Origin of the sequence: Paenibacillus sp. FSL F4-0122 (genome assembly GCF_038002845.1) — a bacterium.
GTDB lineage: Bacteria > Bacillota > Bacilli > Paenibacillales > Paenibacillaceae > Paenibacillus_AQ > Paenibacillus_AQ odorifer.
On sequence record NZ_JBBODI010000001.1, the window covers coordinates 4,931,545 to 4,952,084 of the forward strand.

At 40.1% G+C, this 20,540-nt stretch carries 21 protein-coding genes and 1 pseudogene; 19 read left to right on the forward strand and 3 right to left on the reverse strand.

From position 1 onward, the window contains the following. Nucleotides 1-50: 50 nt before the first annotated feature. The 3 genes from MHH49_RS21415 (at nucleotide 51) to MHH49_RS21425 (ending at nucleotide 3,287) form a co-directional block, all read left to right on the forward strand. Nucleotides 51-1,640 (forward strand): peptide ABC transporter substrate-binding protein, encoded by a 1,590-nt coding sequence (locus tag MHH49_RS21415; protein ID WP_051491588.1) that lies wholly within the window; start codon nucleotides 51-53, stop codon nucleotides 1,638-1,640. Nucleotides 1,641-1,824: 184 nt separating this feature from the next. Further along, nucleotides 1,825-2,376 carry a polymer-forming cytoskeletal protein gene (locus tag MHH49_RS21420; protein ID WP_076100192.1) on the forward strand — a complete coding sequence of 184 codons (552 nt, stop codon included), beginning with the start codon at nucleotides 1,825-1,827 and terminating at the stop codon, nucleotides 2,374-2,376. 665 nt (nucleotides 2,377-3,041) lie between these two features. Beyond that, entirely contained in the window at nucleotides 3,042-3,287 is a 246-nt protein-coding gene (locus MHH49_RS21425) for a hypothetical protein (RefSeq protein WP_036688955.1), read from the forward strand. 62 nt (nucleotides 3,288-3,349) lie between these two features. Here the strand turns inward: MHH49_RS21425 and MHH49_RS21430 are convergent, their stop codons facing one another. Continuing rightward, nucleotides 3,350-3,967 carry a histidine phosphatase family protein gene (locus MHH49_RS21430; RefSeq protein ID WP_076147536.1) on the reverse strand — a complete coding sequence of 206 codons (618 nt, stop codon included), beginning with the start codon at nucleotides 3,965-3,967 and terminating at the stop codon, nucleotides 3,350-3,352. A 158-nt stretch (nucleotides 3,968-4,125) separates the two neighbouring features. Here MHH49_RS21430 and MHH49_RS21435 point away from each other — a divergent pair, with 158 nt between their 5' ends. From MHH49_RS21435 to rbsB, 8 genes are all read left to right on the forward strand, one after another. Next, nucleotides 4,126-5,028 carry a LysR family transcriptional regulator gene (locus MHH49_RS21435; protein ID WP_076317124.1) on the forward strand — a complete coding sequence of 301 codons (903 nt, stop codon included), beginning with the start codon at nucleotides 4,126-4,128 and terminating at the stop codon, nucleotides 5,026-5,028. A 60-nt stretch (nucleotides 5,029-5,088) separates the two neighbouring features. Further along, on the forward strand, nucleotides 5,089-5,556 hold the full coding sequence (locus tag MHH49_RS21440; RefSeq protein ID WP_076147540.1) for a DinB family protein: 468 nt from the start codon (nucleotides 5,089-5,091) through the stop codon (nucleotides 5,554-5,556). Nucleotides 5,557-5,703: 147 nt separating this feature from the next. After that, nucleotides 5,704-6,684 carry a LacI family DNA-binding transcriptional regulator gene (locus MHH49_RS21445; RefSeq protein WP_036688945.1) on the forward strand — a complete coding sequence of 327 codons (981 nt, stop codon included), beginning with the start codon at nucleotides 5,704-5,706 and terminating at the stop codon, nucleotides 6,682-6,684. 27 nt (nucleotides 6,685-6,711) lie between these two features. Beyond that, nucleotides 6,712-7,590, forward strand: coding sequence for a ribokinase (gene rbsK, locus MHH49_RS21450; protein WP_036689135.1), 879 nt, complete (start codon nucleotides 6,712-6,714; stop codon nucleotides 7,588-7,590). A gap of 2 nt (nucleotides 7,591-7,592) precedes the next feature. Further along, entirely contained in the window at nucleotides 7,593-7,988 is a 396-nt protein-coding gene (rbsD, locus tag MHH49_RS21455; RefSeq protein WP_038572233.1) for a D-ribose pyranase, read from the forward strand. Nucleotides 7,989-8,009: 21 nt separating this feature from the next. Beyond that, nucleotides 8,010-9,491, forward strand: coding sequence for a sugar ABC transporter ATP-binding protein (locus MHH49_RS21460; RefSeq protein ID WP_038572232.1), 1,482 nt, complete (start codon nucleotides 8,010-8,012; stop codon nucleotides 9,489-9,491). A 2-nt stretch (nucleotides 9,492-9,493) separates the two neighbouring features. Then, nucleotides 9,494-10,462: an ABC transporter permease subunit gene (locus MHH49_RS21465; protein ID WP_036688938.1), complete on the forward strand. Its 969-nt coding sequence runs from the start codon at nucleotides 9,494-9,496 to the stop codon at nucleotides 10,460-10,462. 13 nt (nucleotides 10,463-10,475) lie between these two features. Then, entirely contained in the window at nucleotides 10,476-11,399 is a 924-nt protein-coding gene (gene rbsB, locus MHH49_RS21470) for a ribose ABC transporter substrate-binding protein RbsB (protein ID WP_036688935.1), read from the forward strand. Nucleotides 11,400-11,468: 69 nt separating this feature from the next. Here the strand turns inward: rbsB and MHH49_RS21475 are convergent, their stop codons facing one another. Further along, a complete protein-coding gene (locus MHH49_RS21475; RefSeq protein ID WP_038572228.1) occupies nucleotides 11,469-13,334 on the reverse strand; it encodes an LTA synthase family protein in 1,866 nt (621 codons plus the stop codon). A 119-nt stretch (nucleotides 13,335-13,453) separates the two neighbouring features. Between MHH49_RS21475 and MHH49_RS21480 the strand changes: the two genes are divergently transcribed. The 6 genes from MHH49_RS21480 (at nucleotide 13,454) to MHH49_RS21505 (ending at nucleotide 18,819) form a co-directional block, all read left to right on the forward strand. Continuing rightward, the gene (locus tag MHH49_RS21480) at nucleotides 13,454-14,089 is read left to right on the forward strand and encodes a sigma-70 family RNA polymerase sigma factor (protein WP_370510948.1); all 636 of its coding nucleotides are present in this window, start codon (nucleotides 13,454-13,456) and stop codon (nucleotides 14,087-14,089) included. Next, nucleotides 14,079-15,371: a DUF4179 domain-containing protein gene (locus MHH49_RS21485; RefSeq protein ID WP_341138467.1), complete on the forward strand. Its 1,293-nt coding sequence runs from the start codon at nucleotides 14,079-14,081 to the stop codon at nucleotides 15,369-15,371. Before MHH49_RS21480 ends, MHH49_RS21485 begins: the two co-directional genes overlap by 11 nt. A 68-nt stretch (nucleotides 15,372-15,439) precedes the next feature. Beyond that, nucleotides 15,440-15,901: a hypothetical protein gene (locus MHH49_RS21490; protein WP_076105271.1), complete on the forward strand. Its 462-nt coding sequence runs from the start codon at nucleotides 15,440-15,442 to the stop codon at nucleotides 15,899-15,901. Nucleotides 15,902-17,074: 1,173 nt separating this feature from the next. After that, a complete protein-coding gene (locus tag MHH49_RS21495; RefSeq protein ID WP_341138468.1) occupies nucleotides 17,075-17,590 on the forward strand; it encodes a GNAT family N-acetyltransferase in 516 nt (171 codons plus the stop codon). 46 nt (nucleotides 17,591-17,636) lie between these two features. After that, on the forward strand, nucleotides 17,637-18,125 hold the full coding sequence (locus MHH49_RS21500; protein WP_341138469.1) for an LURP-one-related/scramblase family protein: 489 nt from the start codon (nucleotides 17,637-17,639) through the stop codon (nucleotides 18,123-18,125). A 262-nt stretch (nucleotides 18,126-18,387) separates the two neighbouring features. Continuing rightward, the gene (locus MHH49_RS21505) at nucleotides 18,388-18,819 is read left to right on the forward strand and encodes a collagen-like protein (RefSeq protein ID WP_341138470.1); all 432 of its coding nucleotides are present in this window, start codon (nucleotides 18,388-18,390) and stop codon (nucleotides 18,817-18,819) included. 209 nt (nucleotides 18,820-19,028) lie between these two features. On the opposite strand, the pseudogene MHH49_RS21510 reads toward MHH49_RS21505, so the two are convergent. Beyond that, nucleotides 19,029-19,458 (reverse strand): annotated as a pseudogene (locus tag MHH49_RS21510) (LysR family transcriptional regulator substrate-binding protein); the annotation flags it as partial. A gap of 124 nt (nucleotides 19,459-19,582) precedes the next feature. Between MHH49_RS21510 and MHH49_RS21515 the strand changes: the two are divergent. Continuing rightward, nucleotides 19,583-19,894: an antibiotic biosynthesis monooxygenase family protein gene (locus MHH49_RS21515; protein ID WP_341138471.1), complete on the forward strand. Its 312-nt coding sequence runs from the start codon at nucleotides 19,583-19,585 to the stop codon at nucleotides 19,892-19,894. Nucleotides 19,895-20,048: 154 nt separating this feature from the next. Next, the gene (locus MHH49_RS21520) at nucleotides 20,049-20,522 is read left to right on the forward strand and encodes a GNAT family N-acetyltransferase (RefSeq protein WP_036688911.1); all 474 of its coding nucleotides are present in this window, start codon (nucleotides 20,049-20,051) and stop codon (nucleotides 20,520-20,522) included. Nucleotides 20,523-20,540: the final 18 nt, after the last annotated feature.

Genomic DNA, 20,540 nt, shown 5'->3' on the forward strand with positions numbered 1-20,540 from the left:
ATTCCATGTTATTCTAGTTAATAAAAATAATAGAAATAGGGGAAGTGTCGATGAAAAAATTGCTCCATGTTCTCTTTGTTTTAGTATTACTAATAGGTTTAAATGTAAGTGAAGGGAACACTGCATCTGCTGTACAGGCTAAACAGGTGTTGCGTATTGGTTTTGATTATATTCCTGTAGATCTAGATCCTGCCTCTTCCACAGATAGTAGTACGACTACGGTCATTAAAGGGATATTTGAGGGATTGGTGCGTTTGAATGATGCGGGAGAGGCGGTTCCCGGGATAGCCAAGTCGTGGACAGTCTCCAAGGATGGGAAAACATACACGTTCTCCTTGCGGCCGAGCGCAAAATGGAGTAATCAGCAGCAGGTTAAGGCTTCAGATTTTGAGTATGCATGGAAACAAGCGCTTGCACCTCAGTCTATGAATAGCTATGCATTCAAAATGTTCATAATTGCTAACGCAGAGAATTATCATAAAGGGAAGCTAAAGGAGTCTTCGAAAGTGGGTGTGAAAGCGTTAAATAACGATACACTCCAAGTGACTTTGAATGAAAAAACTTCACATTTCCCGCAGCTTCTCGCGGAAAGTATTTACATGCCAATTAATGCGCAAGTCGCGAAAGCAGATAAGAATTGGGCGTACAATATTAAAACTATGGTTACTAATGGCCCTTTTAAACTGCAACAGTGGGATGAAAATTCGATTCATCTAATTAAAAATCCAAACTATTATGCGGCGCAAGAAATTCGTTTCTCAGAGGTGCATCTACTTCGGCCTAAAGCTGGAACACCTTCGCCAACTATGGCCTACTTAAACAATGAAGTTGACTGGGTAGGGGCAAAAGATGAGCTGATAGATAAGGCTTCTTTAAATTCTGTATTCCCTCAGGAGTTATATGCTTTGCCGTATGCTTCTACATATTATTATCAGTTCAATCTAAGCAAAGCACCTTTCAAAAATCTGAAGATACGTAAAGCATTAGCCATGGCAGCTAACCGAGAATCTATCGGCTATGGTACACCTGCTTACGGTTTTATTCCTCGGAGTATTCGTGGTTCCAAGTTGAATTTTAGATCAGAGATTATTGATACACGGTATTTCAAAGAGGATGTAATACAGGCTAAGAAATTACTTCAGGAAGGTTTGAAGGAAGAGGGCTTAACTCAGCTTCCTAGTTTTTCGATTATTATAAATGAAGGTCATGAAGAAATTGCAGAAGCCGTTATTAACAGCTGGAACAAAAATCTGGGCATTACAGTAGGCTTTGAGGTTCAACCCTGGGAAGATCTGCTTGATAATCGTCTTAAGCTGAATTATACAATGGCAAAAGCGGCTTGGGCAGCCGACTATAACGATCCATCGACTTTTTTAGATTATTTCACATCTTGGAGCAGCGATAATGATTCGGGCTGGAGCAGTGCACTTTATGATAGTTATATTAAACAAGCTAGGCTTACATTAGACACTAGCGAACGAAACAAGCTTTATGCAAAAGCTGAAAAAATGCTCATTGACCAAATGGTCATCCTTCCGCTGTATTATTTTTATGCTGATGTTTTGCATAAACCTAACATTAAAAAAGTAAGTGTAGAGTATGATGGTTCCATATCTTTTTCAAGAGGGTATTTAATCTAAAAAATTATAGTAATAAAGACTATGAGGATACTTCCGCAGTTATTGGGAGTGTCCTTTTTGTATGGAATTAATCACCTTTGTGAAACCGCTTCAGATAACGACACAATATTGTGAAAATTTTCACCTGTTTATTAAAAATTTTAATATATAATTAATTTATAATCAAAAACAAGGGGGATTTAAAATGAAGTTATTTAAAATGATGTTAGTAGCAGGCGTCTCGGTTGCAGTCTTGTCTGGTTGTGGTGCGAATAATAATAATGCAACTAATTCAGCGGCTACTACGGCTCCAGCTACAGAGCAAACGGATGCAGTTACTACAGCTTCAATCGTAAATCAAGCAGATGCGTTTACCAAGGCTGTAAGTAAAGATGGAAACTGGATTATTGCCATTCTAAATGATGTGACCATTGCCCAAGATGTTGTTGTTGAAGGCGAATTCCATGATAAAGGGGCCGCAGACGGCGACATCTACCGTAAGATTGCTCTTTATGCCCAAGACGCTGATCACAAAGTTACTGCCAATTACACACTCACTGTACCTAAGTTAACCGTACAAAGTGAAAATTTGCGAGTTCAAGGCGGAACCATTAAAGGTGATGTTTATGTAGAAGCGAACGGATTTAACCTGCATGAAACCTCGACTATTGATGGAAATCTTTACTTCGCAAACGAAGATGTGAAAGCAACTGCAGGGATTGAAGGTAAAGTGACTGGGGCAACTGAAGTTAAATAAGTTAGTGATGATTTCGATTAGGTAGAAGTAGAAGGACTAAATAGATAGAATTATCCGGATAGGATAGGCAAAAGGAATCAGTAATGAATGGGCTGACTCATAATGGACTACACCCCATCTAGTTACCATATGAGAGCCAACGGCTTCGAAGTAACAAGTAATGGAGTATTGAAGCAGTGAATTATTGGAGTATGAAGTAATGGAGTATGAAGTAATGGAGTATGAAACATTGAAGTGTACAGTAGATGGTTTTAACTGTATTTTGTACAACTAAAATGCTCAAAACGCCCGGCCAATGAAAATAGCTGTATTTTGTACATCTATTTTACTGATTTAATACTCTATAGGCTATTTCTCTAGTTTTTAATTGTATAGAATACACTTAAAGTTAGAATTAGCCCTTGTGGATTATAGATTGCAGTTATCTTACAGATATATCAAGATAGTGCGCTACAACGGAGTGGTTATCCGAAAGCTACGAATGATTAAGCTTAGCTCATAACCTATCAAGCAAATCACAACAGACCCAAAACACCAGTCAGCGAACCTCCAATAACGGAGAATTGCTGCCTGGTTGTTTTTTTGTGGATGATGAATATATGAACTATTGTTGATTTTCTTCCTATTGACTTATAATATTACTACCACTACTAGGAGGAACACATATGTCTAAGGAGTATTCGCGCACATATATTGAGAGCGTAAAGCTTGAAATGTTAAATAGGTTGGGATTAAAGCAGGTGTTCTTCAAGGAGCAAATAGGGGACAGCCTAATTTTTGAAGCTGTGGGCTTTGATAAAGGGGCAAAACACCGCTTTTGCGTTAGACCAAAGACGAAAACGATTGATGAATTCATTTCAGGCAAATGGATGAAGGTCCGCAGTTTTATAATCAAAAGTGTGGATATTTAATGTTGAACGCTAAAAAGGTAGCCCCGTTAATCGGAGTTACCTTTTTATTTTTTGACCCATAGTCATTGATAATGTGAAGTATCTCCATACAGATCGATGGTTGTATTGTTATCAGTTAGGGTTACTTTACATAATGCAGTAGAGAGAATATCCGGTAACTCCCCTATTTCCTGCAATGATTTATTGAGAAAATAAGCCATAATGACTTTTAAAGTCATCCGATGGGTGACGATGAGCACTTCTAGCCCTACGTTATCGTTTATGATGCGCTCCATTGTCGGCACTACTCTTTGTTCAAGCTGCTTGTAAGTTTCACCTGAGGTTAGAGGAATATATAGATCGGGTCTGGTGAAAAAATGGGAATATTGTAAAGGGGATTCTAGTTGTATCTGATCCGTATTCATTCCTTCCCAGCTCCCCATGTTAATTTCCATTAAAGAAACTTGCTGATGAATAGGTAAACTCCGCTTTCCCCGTAAAATCTGTGCAGTATGCAATGCTCTTGGACTAGTACTAGAATAAATTGCGCCTAAGTTTTCTACTTGCAAACGATCTCTCAACCATTCCGCCTGCTGTTCGCCCAAGGCTGTAAGCGCAGAATTTTGATGGCCTTGCATTCGTTTTTGTAAATTCCATTCTGTTTGCCCGTGGCGGGTTAAGTATAATACTGTCTTTGTCATTAACAAAACCTCCCTTATGAATAGTTGTAAGTATAAAAGAAATAAATATAAATAAACAATATATAATAGTTAACATCCATAATGTATAGTTATAGTAAAATGACTGAGGATAAGCGGCGAATACAGATATTATTTTATGAAGTGAGGAAGAGATCACGATGAACTATCATGTATTAAAATTGTTTTATTACGTTGCGATCACAGGTAGTGTGACCAAAGCCTCTGAACGTTTGCATATCAGTCAACCCGCTATATCAGCGCAAATCCGTAAGTTTGAACGGGAGAATCATATTTTATTATTTGAAATTAAAGGAAAGAGGATGGTGCCCACCCCTTTAGGAAAAAGGTTAATCGAACCTCTTGAGAAGTTTTTTGCCATGGGTGATCAAGTCCAGCAAATCATTGAAGACTATCACAAATTTCCTGAGGGGAATCTGCGGATTGCAGGTAATTATTTGGCGACAAGCATCCTCATTCCCCGGTGGGCGTCATTATTTAAACAATCTTTTCCGGAAGTTAACATTCAGATCACTACTACTAATTCTCATGGAGTCATGGAAAAATTGAATAATTTTGAAGCAGACGTGGCGATTTACAGTGATATGGAGTTTCCTTCGCATAATACAGGAGTGTTCGAACATCGGGAGTTATATAGGGACGAGTATGTATTCGTGGTTTCTTCCCATCATCCTTATGCCAATCAGCAGGTTAGCTTTGAAGAAGTGATGTCTGAAGCATTTATTATGAGAGAAGAGGGCAGTGCAGCCAGAGAGCGGCTTGTCCGGTTGTGTGAAGAAAGAAGTGTACAGCAACCAACGATTGGGCTTCAATTTAATGGAGTGAATGAAGTTATTCAAGCTGTGATTGCCGGTTATGGAATTAGTTATGTATCCGCTTTGTTGGCGAAACCTTATCTTGATCAGGGAACATTAGCTAATGTAGCAGTAGAAAATGTAGTCTCCAAGCATTCGATATGGATGGGTTACAGAAAGAAGGAACTTCAAGAAAGCTATATGCAGTCGTTTATTACGCTCGTTATGAAACAATTAAGTTTAAAATAATATTAGGAAATTAAAGATAAGCTTATGGTAAACTATGGATAAAAGTTAGGAGGGGTCATAATGGATCAAATCATATTCAAACAACTTAAGTTTGTGCGTAGTGTTACTGTGCGTGCTGTCGAGGGACTATCTGAGGAAATTTTAGATAGTATTCCAGAAGGTTTTAATAACAATATCCGCTGGAACTTGGGACATATTTATTTGGTGCAAGAGAAGTTTGCCTTTCATTCTGCTAGGGAGCTTATGCAATTGCCGGCAAGCTTTGAACGCTTATTTGCGAAAGGGACTAAACCAGCCGAGTGGAATGAGGAACCGCCAACGCTTGAAGTTTTACTTGAGATGCTTACGGAGCAACCCAAACGGATCCAGGAAGCTTTTCACAATCGCTTAAGTGAGCAAGTAACCCCTCTTACAACAGGAAGTGGATTAACCTTAAATTCAATCGGTGAATTCATAAATTTCACACTTTACCATGAAGGTATGCACTTCAATACAATAAAATTATTAAATCGCTTTGCAGATAAATAAATTCAAATAACAAAAGATATCGATATATAATTGGTATCTTTTGTTAGCTTTATGATCAAAAAAAAGATTTGTAAATGAAAAGGTTATGTGATAATCTAATTTATGTAATACATGTAACCGGTTACACATTGGGGGATGAATTAAAGAATGATGACGATCAAAGATGTCGCAAAAATAGCTGGAGTTTCGGTAGCAACAGTCTCACGGGTTATAAATGAATCTGGATATGTGAATATCGATACTCGCAAAAAGGTTGAGGCAGCGATCAAAGAAATGAATTATACCCCTAATGAGGTTGCAAGATCATTGTACAAGCGGAAATCTAAATTAATCGGGCTGCTCTTGCCTGATATTACCAACCCCTTCTTCCCGCAGTTAGCGCGGGGGATAGAGGATCGGATGCAGGAGCAAGGTTATCGGATCATCTTTGGCAATAGTGATGAGAACGAGGACAAAGAGATGGATTATATTCAAACCTTTATCCAAAATAATGTCATTGGCATGATATCGTCAACCAACTTCCCTGAGAGCGACGTTTATTCTAACTTGAAAATTCCGGTCGTATTTCTGGACCGTACTTCTAACGATAGCCCTTCCGTATACGCAGATGGCAAAAAGGGCGGACGTCTTGCAGCACAAGAGATTATCGCACGGGGAAGCAAAAAAATCACAGTAATACAAGGACCGGCGCATATCAAACCTGCACAAGATCGATTTCTTGGGGCGATTGAAGTACTTAATGAAATGGGAATCAGCTATAATGTGATCCAAACTTCATCCTTCTCCCATACAGTAGCAGAACAATGGGCTGTGGAGTTATTTGCTAAATATATAGATACAGATGGCGTAATTGCCAGTAATGATATTGTGGCGACGGCAGTCATTCATGAAGCACATCGTTTAGGTAAAAGAGTGCCGCAGGATCTGCAAATCATCGGATTTGATGATATCCCGCTTAGCAGCTTGTTGTCACCTGCTTTATCCACCATTCGCCAGCCGGCACATGATATGGGTAGAGAAGCCGCGGGTTTACTTATTAAGCTAATTGAGCAAGATAAGGTGGAAGAGAAGATTATTCAACTACCCGTTAGCTTTGTGGAGCGGGAAACTACAAGAAGTAAAGAATAGATGACAACATGAGAAAGGTTGATGAAAATGGCTAAGATTTGTGTAATTGGCAGCTGTTCAATGGATTTAGTAGTGACTTCGAATAAGCGACCTCACGCGGGTGAGACTGTGCTTGGAGAACAATTCTCCACCGTTCCGGGCGGTAAGGGCGCGAACCAAGCAGTCGCTGCAGCCCGTCTTGGAGCAGAAGTTACGATGGTTGGTTGTGTAGGTGATGATTTCTATGGTACCGCTATCATGGATAATCTGAAAAAGAATCGCGTTTTTACCGCCAATGTGGAACCGGTTACACATGCCGAAAGCGGAACAGCTCACATCATTTTAGCGGAAGGCGATAACAGCATTATCGTTGTAAAAGGAGCCAATGATTTAGTTACTCCTGCATTGGTTGAACGGGCACTTGAGAATATTAAAGGCTCTGACATGGTATTAATCCAACAAGAAATTCCGGAAGAAACGGTGTCTTTTGTAAGTGAGATTTGCCACAAATTCAATGTGCCTATGTTGCTTAACCCAGCACCTGCTCGTCCTATCAGTGAAACGATTATAAACAATGCCACCTATTTAACACCCAATGAACATGAATGTGCAATATTATTTCCTGAGATGAGTACTGCTGAAGCTTTACGCAAATATCCCAATAAGTTATTTATAACCGAGGGCAGCAATGGTGTGCGTTATTACGATGGTAAACAGGAAGTTTTAGTTCCCACCTATAAAGTAAATGCTATAGATACCACTGGAGCAGGAGATACTTTTAATGCGGCATTTGCTGTTGCTCTAGCTGAAGGCAAGTCTATTCGAACTAGTGTAAAGTTTGCCAATCGCGCGGCTTCTTTATCCGTCACAAAATTTGGTGCCCAAGGTGGCATGCCAACAAGAGTAGAGGTGGAGGTGAGTCTTTAATTATGAAAAAACAAGGAATCTTAAACAGTCATATTTCCAAAGTGCTTACTGATTTAGGCCACACCGATACGATTGTCATTGCTGATATTGGATTACCCGTTCCACCTGGTGTTCCAAAGATTGATTTAGCACTTAAATTGGGAGTTCCCAGCTTTCAAGAGCTTGTCGAAATCATTTCAGAGGATATGGTCATTGAGAAAGTTATCGTAGCAGAGGAATTAGCTGAAAAAAATAAAGATACCTCTGAATACTTGAATGACAAATTTAAGGAAATACCTATAGAGGCGATTTCACATGAACAATTTAAATGGTTAACCCAGCATGCGAAGGTCATCATTCGTACGGGGGAAGCTAAGCCTTATGCAAATTGTATTTTACAAGCCGGGGTCTATTTTTGATAAAAAGGGGGTTCAAAGCGTATGCACATTACGATGAAAGATATTTATAAATCTTTTGGGGCTAACCGTGTGTTGACGGGTGTGGATTTTGAACTGAAGGATGGCGAAGTTCATGCCCTGATGGGAGAAAATGGCGCAGGCAAGTCTACTCTGATGAACATTCTGATTGGACTGCATCAGCGTGATCAAGGGACCATTACTATAGATGGTCAGGAAACATACTTTAATAATCCCAAAGAGGCTGAACGTTATGGGATCGCTTTTATCCATCAGGAGCTGAACGTGTGGCCGGATATGACGGTTCTAGATAATCTGTTTATTGGTAAGGAACGAACCTCCAAACTAGGGATCTTAAATATGAAAGAGATGAAAGCGTTAGCAAATGAACAATTTCGTAAGCTCTCCGTAACGATTCCCTTAAATCAAGAGGCGGGGGAATGTTCGGTAGGTGAGAAACAGATGATTGAGATTGCAAAAGCGCTTATGACTCATGCAAAAGTTATCGTCATGGACGAACCGACAGCGGCATTAACCGAACGGGAAATCCAAAAATTGTTCGAAGTCATAACTTCCCTTAAAAAGGAAGGCGTCTCCATCGTGTATATTTCGCACCGGATGGAAGAGATCTTTACGATATGTGACCGAATAACGGTCATGCGAGATGGGAAAACAGTAGACACGAAGCCCATTCCAGAGACTAACTTCGATGATGTAGTTCGGAAGATGGTAGGGCGTGAATTAACTGACCGGTTTCCTGAGCGTACCTCCAAACCCGGAGAGGTTGTTCTTGAAGTCAAAAATGCCACGAAAAAAGGGCAATTTAAAGATGTTAATTTCTCCGTTCGTTCTGGTGAGATCTTAGGCTTCTCAGGATTAATGGGATCTGGACGAACAGAAATGATGAGAACCTTATTCGGATTGGAATCGTTAGACCGTGGTGAGATTATGGTACGGGGAGAAAAGGTCACGATTCGAAATCCCAATGATGCGATGAAGGTGGGGATAGGATTCGTTACGGAGGATCGGAAAGATGAAGGGTTAGTGCTTGATTTCTCTATTCGAGACAATATGGTCCTTACAAATTTATATAGCTTCGCTCCTAAGGGTGTAATCATTGATAAAAAAGAACAAGAATTTGTAGACATACTTATCAAACGGCTGCACATCAAGACACAGTCTTCCTCCACTTTAGTCCGGAATTTATCCGGGGGGAATCAACAAAAAGTGGTCATCGCTAAATGGATTGGGATTGGCTTAAGTGTGCTTATCCTCGATGAACCTACCCGTGGAGTGGACGTAGGAGCTAAACGGGAGATCTACCAGCTCATGAACGAATTAACGGAACGTGGAGTCGCCATTATCATGGTATCGTCAGAGCTTCCTGAAGTTTTAGGAATGAGCGACCGGATCGTAGTGGTTCATGAAGGGGAAATTAGTGGAGAGCTATCACAACTAGAAGCTACGCAAGAAAAAATCATGACGTTAGCTACAGGGGGGCAATAGTAATGACAACTATCAAAGGTGAGAGAGAAAATAAAGGTTTTCAAATCGGGCAAATTACACAGAAGCTAGGTCCATTACTAGGGCTGATTATTCTAATTGTTATCGTTACGGTGTTGAACCCAAGCTTTATGGAGCCCCTTAATATCCTGAACTTGCTTAGACAAGTTGCCATAAATGCGCTTATCGCTTTTGGGATGACCTTTGTTATTCTAACGGGTGGTATCGATTTATCGGTGGGTTCTATTCTAGCCCTATCCAGTGCCTTCACAGCTAACCTGATGTTGTCAGGTTGGGATCCTGTCTTAGCTATTATTGTAGGTTGTTTAGCGGGTGGTGTGATGGGGATGGTCAATGGACTCATGATTACCAAAGGTAAAATGGCACCATTTATCGCTACGTTGGCGACCATGACGATTTTCCGGGGATTAACTCTTGTATACACAGACGGTAATCCAATCACAGGTCTTGGAGACAGCATGACCTTCCAATTGTTTGGTCGTGGATATTTACTGGGAATACCTGTACCTGCTATAACAATGCTCATCGTCTTCGCAGTCTTATGGGTTGTATTGCACAAAACTCCATTTGGTCGTAAAACCTATGCCATTGGTGGTAATGAAAAAGCATCAATTATTTCAGGGATTAAAGTAGACCGCATTAAAATTATGATCTATTCATTGACCGGTATGTTGTCCGCATTGGCAGGAGCTATCCTGACTTCCAGATTGAACTCAGCACAACCCACAGCAGGCACATCCTATGAGCTGGATGCTATCGCAGCTGTAGTATTAGGCGGTACGAGCTTAACTGGTGGTCGTGGACGTATCGTAGGCACATTGATTGGTGCACTGATTATCGGGATTTTGAACAATGGTTTGAACTTGCTCGGCGTATCCTCTTTTTACCAGATGGTGGTCAAAGGGATCGTTATTGCCATTGCCGTACTCATAGACCGTAAGAAAGCCGTATAAGGGGGATTCCAACATGAAAAAGTTAACTTTGATTCTTACTTCCTTACTATTAATTCTCATGACAGGATGTTCCTTGGAGCCTCCAGAGTGGGCTAAGCCTAGCAGTGGTGGAAGCATGGAGAATATGAAGATTGGATTATCCATATCTACATTGAATAACCCCTTCTTTGTATCCGTTAAAGATGGTGTTTTGGCCGAGGCTAAGAAGCAAGGCTTGGAAGTCCTTGTCATTGATGCCCAAAATGATTCTGCTAAACAAAGTAATGACGTCGAAGATTTGATGCAAAAAGGTGTGAATGCGTTATTGATCAATCCTGTAGATTCATCAGCGATCTCGACGGTAGTGCAAACAGCTAACAGTTTAAATATTCCCGTCGTTACGTTGGACCGTTCCGCAGATCAAGGGGATATCAAAGCTCTAGTTGCCTCTGACAATGTAAAGGGTGGCTCTATGGCGGCAGAATATATTGTAGAGCAGCTTGGGAAAGGTGCAAAGGTCATCGAGCTAGAAGGATCCCCAGGAGCGTCAGCGACTCGGGAACGCGGTAAGGGATTCCATGAAATTGCGGACAGCCAGCTAGATGTCATTGCTAAGCAAACGGCTGATTTCGACCGTACGAAAGGCCTGACCGTTATGGAGAACCTTCTACAAGGAAATCCTGGCGTACAAGCAGTTTTCGCTCATAATGATGAAATGGCGCTAGGTGCCATTGAAGCCATTCAAAGTTCAGGCAAGAATATCCCTGTGATTGGTTTTGATGGAAATGAAGATGCACTTAAATCCATCGAAGCTGGTAAATTAACAGGAACCGTTGCTCAGCAGCCTGAATTAATTGGCCAACTAGCCATTCAAGCCGCTAAGGATGTATTAGAAGGCAAAACCGTAGAAAAGCTGATTGCGGCACCGCTTAAACTAGTTGTTAAAGAGTCAAAATAATAACCATTATAGAAAAAGACTGCGCTCACCGATTTGGCGAGCACAGTCTTTTTTGCTGTACATTGCAGCTTATTCTTCAATAACTCTATCCGGTAGCTGTGTAACATAGCTGTCTGACAAATGGAGCAGCTGTAAGGCACGCTCGAATTCGTCTTCTGTGGATTGCAGAGGTTGATCGCCGTTACCAGATAAAGTATAATGCTGGCCATCCTCGAAGCCACTGCCGGATAAGAAGAGCTCTTCGTTATTTACGAAAGATCCTGTTGGCAAATAATACCGTTGTGGAAGTAAGTTATATGTTGATTGATTCAAGAGATCTTGTCCGAAATGAATATGATCTGTAAGAGAGACACCCAATAAATTAGATACGGTAGGTAAAATATCCACTTGCCCGCCCAGCTGTTCTTTTACACTAGGTGTTGTAATCCCTGTCGCTGACATGATCAACGGAATATTAATCAATTCACGTTCCGAATATTCATGGCCGAGAATCTCTTCCAGTAGGAGATGATCATCCTCTTTTAGAGAGAAGATAGGCAGCCCACGATGATCCCCGTACAATACGATCAAGCTGTTATCCCACACTCCGTTTTGTTTGAGCTCATCGATAAAAAGTCCTAGCGCATAATCAGCATAATTCTGAGCCCGAATATAATCGCCAACAAGCGTTCCTTCGAATCGCACTGGAAGTGTCATTTTGTATTTATCCTCTGGGATGGAGAACGGGTTATGAGATGACATCGAAATTACATGGGAGTAGAAGGGCTGGTTATCCTGATCCATTCTTGCCAGCTCTGCAGCGGTTTTTTCATACAAAACTTCATCAGAAGCGCCATAAAATACTGTGTCTTCTTCCCCGAAGTAAGTTTTATCATAATAACGATTGAATCCCAAAGCACTATAAAGCTCACCACGGTTCCAAAAGTCGACTTCGTTCGTATGGAATGTTGCCGTATCGTAACCTTGTGCTTGCAGCAGCTTGGGTAAGCTTGGAAGCTCTTTAGGAGCGTACATTTGGGTAGCTGGACCATCAGGTGGTACATAAAAAGAAGTGTTTACAATAAACTCTGCGTCAGAAGTGTTGCCTTGTCCAACCTGCTGGTAGAAACGCGGGAAGTAGAAGCTGCTGGCCGCAAGCTTGTTCATATTTGGTGTGATTTCTTGTCCATCAATCTTTAGATTGATTAAGAAGTTCTGGAAAGACTCCATTTGCAGAATGATTAGATTTTTTCCTTTGGCGGCTCCAAATAAAACCGGGTTAGAGATCGCTTGAATTCCTTTGGTTTTATCAATAGTGGATTGCGTAATCTCAGAGACGTCAATTTGTTCTTCCTCTTGATCAGCTAGCAGAGAGTAGGCTTCATAATTAAGAATGCCCATTTGCTCCGCTTTAATCGTTTCGTTCATACTGGCACGGTTTGGAAAAATATTCATTGCACAAATGATGATGGAAATACAGAACAGGACTGCCACCGCTTTACGGTTACTTTTGCGCGACATGGCTTTTTTCCAATCCAGTGCTTTCTGTTTTCTAAACATCACCAAGCTGATGACAATGATATCCACAAAGATAAGCATATATTGAGGACGAAGGACCGAAAATATACTTTTCTTTACGGCTCCCACTTGTTTGACCTGATCTAATACTTGCGAAGTAGCAATGATGCCAAAATGATTATGATATACAATTAATGAGAAAAATAGAGTAGTAATCAACACATTGACAAGCATGTAAATTGCAATTTTTCGTTTCGTAGCGAACCATTCAATCAAGCAAAAGACTAGAAGTACAAAAGGGATTTCTTTAAGCCAAGTGGTCCAAGTAGGGCCATCTTCAAATAGAAAATACCAGGCAAAATAGCTTTTTACAAGCATAATGAGAGAGAAGAATAGCAGGGATCTTTTACTGAGGGTACGAGGTTCTTTAAACGGCATTGCTTATGCCCATCCTTTTCTTTTTAGATTAGTTCATTCTATTACATTGAAGCGTTTAAAATCAACTAGATTTGGGTATGTCTGAGTGAAATTTTCCTTAATATTACAGTTTAGGTGGATTGAATAGTTCGCAATATATAAAAATTTTTTATGAAGATGAACTTTTTACAGTGCTCCTGACTCATATAGGGGAGAGAGGTGAAGGCATGGATGTTATACGATTGGTGAAAAAAGCCAAAAAAGGAAATAAAGAAGTTTTGCTGCACTTAATTATGTCTGAAAAAGATGTTTTTTATAGGCTTGCGTACAGCTATATGGGAAATGCGCAAGATGCAATGGATGCCATGGAGGAAATGATAGTTACGTTATACGAGAAGATTGATCAACTTAAGAAAGAGGAGTCTTTTTACAGCTGGAGTAAAACGATTTTGGTAAATGGCTGCAAAAGGCAGCTTCATAAGCGAAGCAAACTGGTGTTATTAGAGGATTGGAGCTCCAATGATAAGATGGAAAGCGTCCATGTTGCACCAGGCGATCCTTATCATAAAAGTGAACAGCAAATGGATATGCAGGCGTTATTGTTACATGTGAACGAGCAGCAAAGAGAAGCAATTCAATTAAAGTATTTTCATGATCTCGATTATCAAACGATAGCTGACATTACACAGGTCTCGATCGGAACTGTTAAATCAAGAATCTACAATGGATTACAAACGCTAAAAAATCATTACAGAGGTGATGTTGATGAACGATAACGTCGAACAACGATTGGTGGATGAGAAGAGGAATTTAGAGTCCATAACTGCACCTGAGGGTTTAGAAATGAGATTAAGAAATGCTTTAGACTCGGCACCCCCAAAAAGAATAAAAAGAAAAAGCTCCCCCCTCTGGAAGATTGCAGCCGTCATCTTATTAGTGATAGTGGTTACTGGAAACAGCTATAATGCCTTCGCTTATTATGGAAAAAAGTTATTTGGTTTTGATGAGGTGCTAGAGGGAACTTTACAACAACTCAATGAACAAGGAATGGGACAAAGCATAGACAAAAAGACGACGTTAGCAGATGGAACAGAACTTAAGATTAACGGAATTATGGCAGATGCCAATCAATTTATTGTGTATTACACGTTAAACAATCCTAAGGGACTAGAGGAGACGGGAGATCATTTTAGTCCTTCTAAAATAGAAGGGTTTCTCACGAATTCCAACATAAGAAGTGGTGTATCTTTAAACAATGACGAACATACAGAAATAAAAGGCACGATGACATTTGATAGCGTAAGCCCATTTTCGAAAAAACTAACACTTCATTACTGGGGACCTCTACAGAAAGGGCAGATGAGTGAAGGGAGCATAACGTTTTCTTATAATCCAAATCAAGCGATGGTGACTCAGATCAAACAGTCGATTAATAAAAAGGTCAAAGCCGACAAAGGATCAATTACCTTCAAATCGATCACGGCCACACCAACCATGACAGTGATTAAAGGGAGTATGAATGTCGAGAATTTCGATCGAATAAGATTAGGGCTAGAAGGCATTCAATTAATTGCCAATGGAAAGCCTGTAGAAATATTAGGTAGTAGCAATAAAACCTCGCTGGGTGGGAGATCATTTGATATTCGTTATGACACCTTGCCAAAAGAACTACATTCATTGCAGCTGGTTGTTAAAGAGTTTGTTGGATATCAGAAGCTGGAAGAGAAGTATCCTCTAAATGCTGATAGTAATGAGCCGATTCTACTGGGGGATAAAGAATTATGGATTAAGGATGTGTCCAATACCGCTCAAGGGATTGAAGTAACTATTGCTACAGATGAGGATGTAATGCTGGATGGTGTGTCTATAGAAAATGCTGGCGAAAACACGGCTTTAAAAACAACAATTAATCAAAAAGAGTCAGAACAAAACAACGGTAAACTCATGAAGGAACGCACCTTATTATTTGATACACAAACGAAACCTGAAAATATTCTGATAGAAGGAATACATTATATGAAGGAATATAACAAGGTGATTGAGATTCCAGTGGATTAAAAAGAGGTGCCATATCCATAATTTATGAAATATAGTAAGCTATAATAGTCTGAGAAAGTGAGGGGGTTATGGAAAATATAGGAGCTTATAAGGTGAGTCGTCCGTCGTTAATGTCGCTTCTGTTTTCTATGATTTTTTCAAGTAGCATACTACTGTTAAATGCCAGAAATAATATGGAGTATAAAGTATTACTTTATTTTGGTTATATATGGTTGACCTTCTGTCTGATTGTTGTAATCATATTGCTCTATAGGATCATTACGATTAGAAAGTTCATTGAGGTTCGGATTCTTCCAGACTCTATACTAGTAGATAACAAAGAAATTCAAGCGAAACAAATTGAGAATATTTATGTAAAGGGCTATTTCATACCCGTAATAGGCATTAAACCTGTAGATCACAAATTTCCTCCCTATAGATTATGTTTTAGTTTTCTTGACGAAGAATACAAGGGAATGAAAGAACTAACCGCATGGGCCGAACATAATCAGATTAAACTATCTAAAAAAAGATTTATGAGATGGCTTTAACCGGGCTCTGACCAGTCCACCATACCGCGCTATATGCGCACTGCGGAGAGGATGGGTGTCCCAAAAGCCGAAAATGGCTACTGGGGCACCTCATTTTTTTTTGCTCCATCATCGAACCCCAAACGTCGCTCGTTTCCTCCATCTGCGAATCGAGAAACGTCGTTCGCTTCCTCCATCCGCAAATCCAGAAACGTCGTTTGCTGCTATCACCGATTTCCCAAACCTCGCGCACATTCTCCATCATCGAACACTCTAATTTTGTCACCTCCGCTATCCCCCAAAAACTACTCTTTCTTCGATCACATTTGCGCACCCGGAAGTGGCTAACGGACTCAGATGACCCTTAGACGCGTCATATCCCACTTTTGGAATTCTAACGGACCGCATAGTCGCTATTGGCCTGAAAAACACCCCGAAAGCAGCCTTTTCGGGGGAATAACTGCACTGGAGTCCGAAACCTTGCTCCAAAGCCGAAATATTCGCAAATAACGTCATCTGGGTCCGAAAAGTAACCGTCATCCATCATCGAACTCCAAACGTCGCTCGCTTTCTCTATCCCCGAATCCTCAACCTTCGTTTGCTACTGCTATCACCGATTTTCCAAATCCCGCTGACATTCTCCATCATCGAACCCCCAAGCCACGCTGACATTCTCATCACCGATTTCTCAAAGTTGGCTCACTTCCGCTATCATCACCTTTAAGTCACGCTTTCTTCGATCACATTTGCGCACCCGGAAGCATCTATTGGACTCAGATGACCCTTAGACGCGTCATATCCCACTTCTGGAATTCTAACGGACCGCATAGTCGCTATTGGCCTGAAAAACACCCCGAAAGCAGCCTTTTCGGGGGAATAACTGCACTGGAGTCCGAACCCTTGCTCCAAAGCCGAAATATTCGCAAATAACGTCATCTGGGTCCGAAAGTAACCGCCATCCATCATCGAACCCCAAAAACCTCGTTCGCTTCCACTTTTGGAGTCCTGACTGCCGCATAGAGACTGATTACGCCAATACGCTAATAGGTGGAATGAATGGAAAACACTTAGTTTTTGTTGCAAATACAACAATTATGGTATACTATTTTCCTGTCACATCTGCATAACACCATATAAATGGAGCTCAAAATAAGAGTTTATTTGTAAATTGATATTTTAAAAGGAGAAAACACAATGGCTATAAATATAAAAAAGTGCACGTTCGAAGATTTAGGTTCACTTCAAGGAATTAGTGTTGAAACATTTAATGAGACATTTAGTAATCAGAATTCACCTGAAAATATGAAAGCCTACTTGGATAGAGCATTTAACTTAAAACAATTAGAAAAAGAATTGTCGGATAGCTCATCGGAATTCTATTTTATTTATTTTAATGAAGAAATAGCTGGGTATTTAAAGGTTAACACCGATGATGCTCAATCTGAAGTAATGGGCAATGATTCGCTTGAAATCGAGAGGATTTATATTAGGAAAAAATTTCATAAACAGGGGCTTGGGCAATATCTAATAAATAAAGCTATAGAAATAGCGATACAATGTAATAAAGAGAAGATTTGGCTGGGGGTTTGGGATAAAAATAAGAACGCCATTAGCTTTTATGAAAAAATGAAGTTTGTTCATACAGGAACTCATTCTTTTTATATGGGTGATGAGGAACAAATAGACTTTATTATGACAAAACAACTATAACATTTCTCTTAAATGATGTTAACTAAGGAGCGATAGGAGGCTTAGAATGAAGCAACTTTATATAAAACAAAAGGTATTCAGTCTAAGTGGTAAATTCACGGTAAAAAATCAGCAGGAGCAAGATGTCTATTACGTAGAGGGCAGTTTTATGCAAATTCCCAAGACTTTCTCTATTATGAATACAACAAGAGATGAAGTTGCACTTATTACGAAAAAAGTGTTCAGTTTTTTACCAAAGTTTTTTGTAGAAGTAGATGGTCGAGAGGTGTTGACGATTAAGAAGGAGTTTTCTTTCTTTAAAGCACGTTATACGATTGATGCGGCTGACATTGAGGTACATGGTAACTGGTGGGACATGGATTTTCAGGTTTTACAGCGTGGTGTAGTCATCGGTAAAGTGAACAAAGAGTGGTTCACTTGGGGTGATAGCTATAAGGTTCAAATATTGAATGATGAGATGGAAACGCTCATGATTGCGTTTGTTGTCGCTATTGATTGTGTGAAGGCTGACCAAGCTTCTGCATCTAATCAGTGACGATTTAACGTTAAAGTTGAAAACTTAACAAGGTGACGTGGACGGAATTAATTCAGCAGGTGCTGATGAGTGTAATTGGCTTAGTTTATTTATGATGCGTTGAACCGTACTATAAGTAGGAGCAAGTTTAGTTTTTTGATATTGCCTATGTTAGATCTTATTGTTGATTTTCATTTTTTGAAAAAACGCCCATTGCGCCCAAGCGCCCTTTCCACGAATGCATATGATGATTATGCCTACTCATTGAAAGGAGCGATCACATATGGGATTTTTTCCAACACCGGGAGCCGGCGGAGGATTTCCAGGATTCCCGGGCGGACCTGGCGGACCTGGCGGACCTGGCATGCCGGGAGGACCCGGAGGACCTGGAGGACCTGGAGGACCCGGGGGACCAGGGTTTCCGGGAACCCCCGGACAATTTCCGGGGGGTGCACCAGGAGGCGTTCAAGCGCCGACGGCTCCTCCACCGCAATTCGTGCCGCAAATGACGTCTACCACATTTGCCATTGATCCCGGCGGGATCAGACGCTGCCTGTTCCGCAACACATACATTTGGCTGAACAACGGCGAGCAATTCTGGTTCTTTCCGGTATTCGTCGGACGTAATTCTATTGCAGGGTTCAGATGGAACGGTTTTTTCTGGTCGTACTTCGGCATTGATTTGAATCGGATTAGCTCGTTCACGTGCTTCTAAGGCAGACAGCGATAGAGAACAGCCAGCAGGCTGTTCTCTATGTTGTACAAATTATCGTGTCCCGGGAGTTGTGAATTACGCAAAAGATACATAGTAAAGAATCGTTTCCCCTGACGCTAACGTCAATGCTGGATAAAAAAAAGGACTACTCTACGAAGGATAGCCTTAAAGCTTGCTGTTACAGACAGCGCGTTGAGTCATATCATAAATCACGGTAATGCGGAGGGCTGGGCACGTTGGGTGATCCATTGTGTTATGAATTCAATTAGTTTTTTTGCCGCTGGAGAGGCATTTTTAATGGAGGCGGCTGCAATGCCAATAGAACGATAATGCTCTCCTTCTAATGGGCGATAACATACATTGTCGGGGAGATGTGACAGAATCATTTCGGGGAGTATACTTACTAGGCAGATTTACAAATCCCAAGTCAGCGGTTCCATCGGCAATCCATTCTTCTATTTCAGAGTAGTTACCATCAAGTAGTTTTATTTCAATATGTGGAAACTGATTTTGAAATTGTTTAATGATTTGGGGCATCCATTGGATCGATACACTAGAGAAAGTACCTATTTTCACAGTGCCAATCTCAACTACCTTACTGAAAATCTGATATTTTAAAAGATTCATAATGATTTCTCTCCTCAATAATATATGAAAAAAATTCATTAAACTAATAATTAATATTCATTATTTTTATCTTAATTATAATAGTATAATCTGTTTTATATAAAAACATCTACGATTAAAGGGGAGTTTGAGCGGAATGGTTCATGAATCAAACGGATCTTATTATGCAGTCATATTTTCAAGTCAACGTACGGAGGGGGATAACGGATATAACATTATGGCTGAAAAAATGGAGCAGCTTGCGTCCGCGCAACCAGGGTTTTTAGGAGTGGAAAGTGTCCGGAATTCTTCAGGAGCGGGTATTACGATTTCTTATTGGGAGAGCTTAGAGGCGATTAGTAACTGGAAACAGCATCAATCTCACAAAGTTGCTCAGGAGAAAGGTAAGAAAGAATGGTACCAAAATTACAAAGTAAAAATTTGTAAAGTTGAAAGAGAGTATTCTTGAGTGGTAACATATCACTGCAAAGTAATTGGGAATCAATCCATTGAAGCGTACAACAACAATCATTTTATTTCAAAAGGATGCGAAGAAACTTATCCGAGAAAATAGAAGATTCCGTTACTAATTAGATAAAATATAGATATGGGATGATTATTAAATGAACTATCAAATTAAAAGGGCGACCCTTGAAGAAAAAGAAATCCTCAACAACCTAATGCAATTTTATATGTATGATTTCTCCGAGTATATGGATTTGCACCTTGAAGAAAACGGAAAATTTAATGATTATCCTCTCAACGATTACTGGACAGAAGAGTCGAATTTCCCATATCTGTTAACTCTGAATGAGAAAAATGCTGGATTCGTTTTAGTCAAATTAAAAAATAGAGATGATGATTTATACTTTTCCATTGCAGAGTTTTTTATTATAAAAAAGTATCGGAGAGTAGGATTAGGTAGACTAGTTGCAAAAGATATTTTTAATTTACATAAGGGGCAATGGGAAGTTTATCAAATAGATAATAATGAGCCCGCACAACGCTTTTGGAAAAAGGTAATAGAGGAATACACTGGCGGAAAATTCACTGAACGAATTGAAGCAGGGAGAAAGACACAGGTGTTTGTTAATTGAGTTTGAATCTTAAGCTAA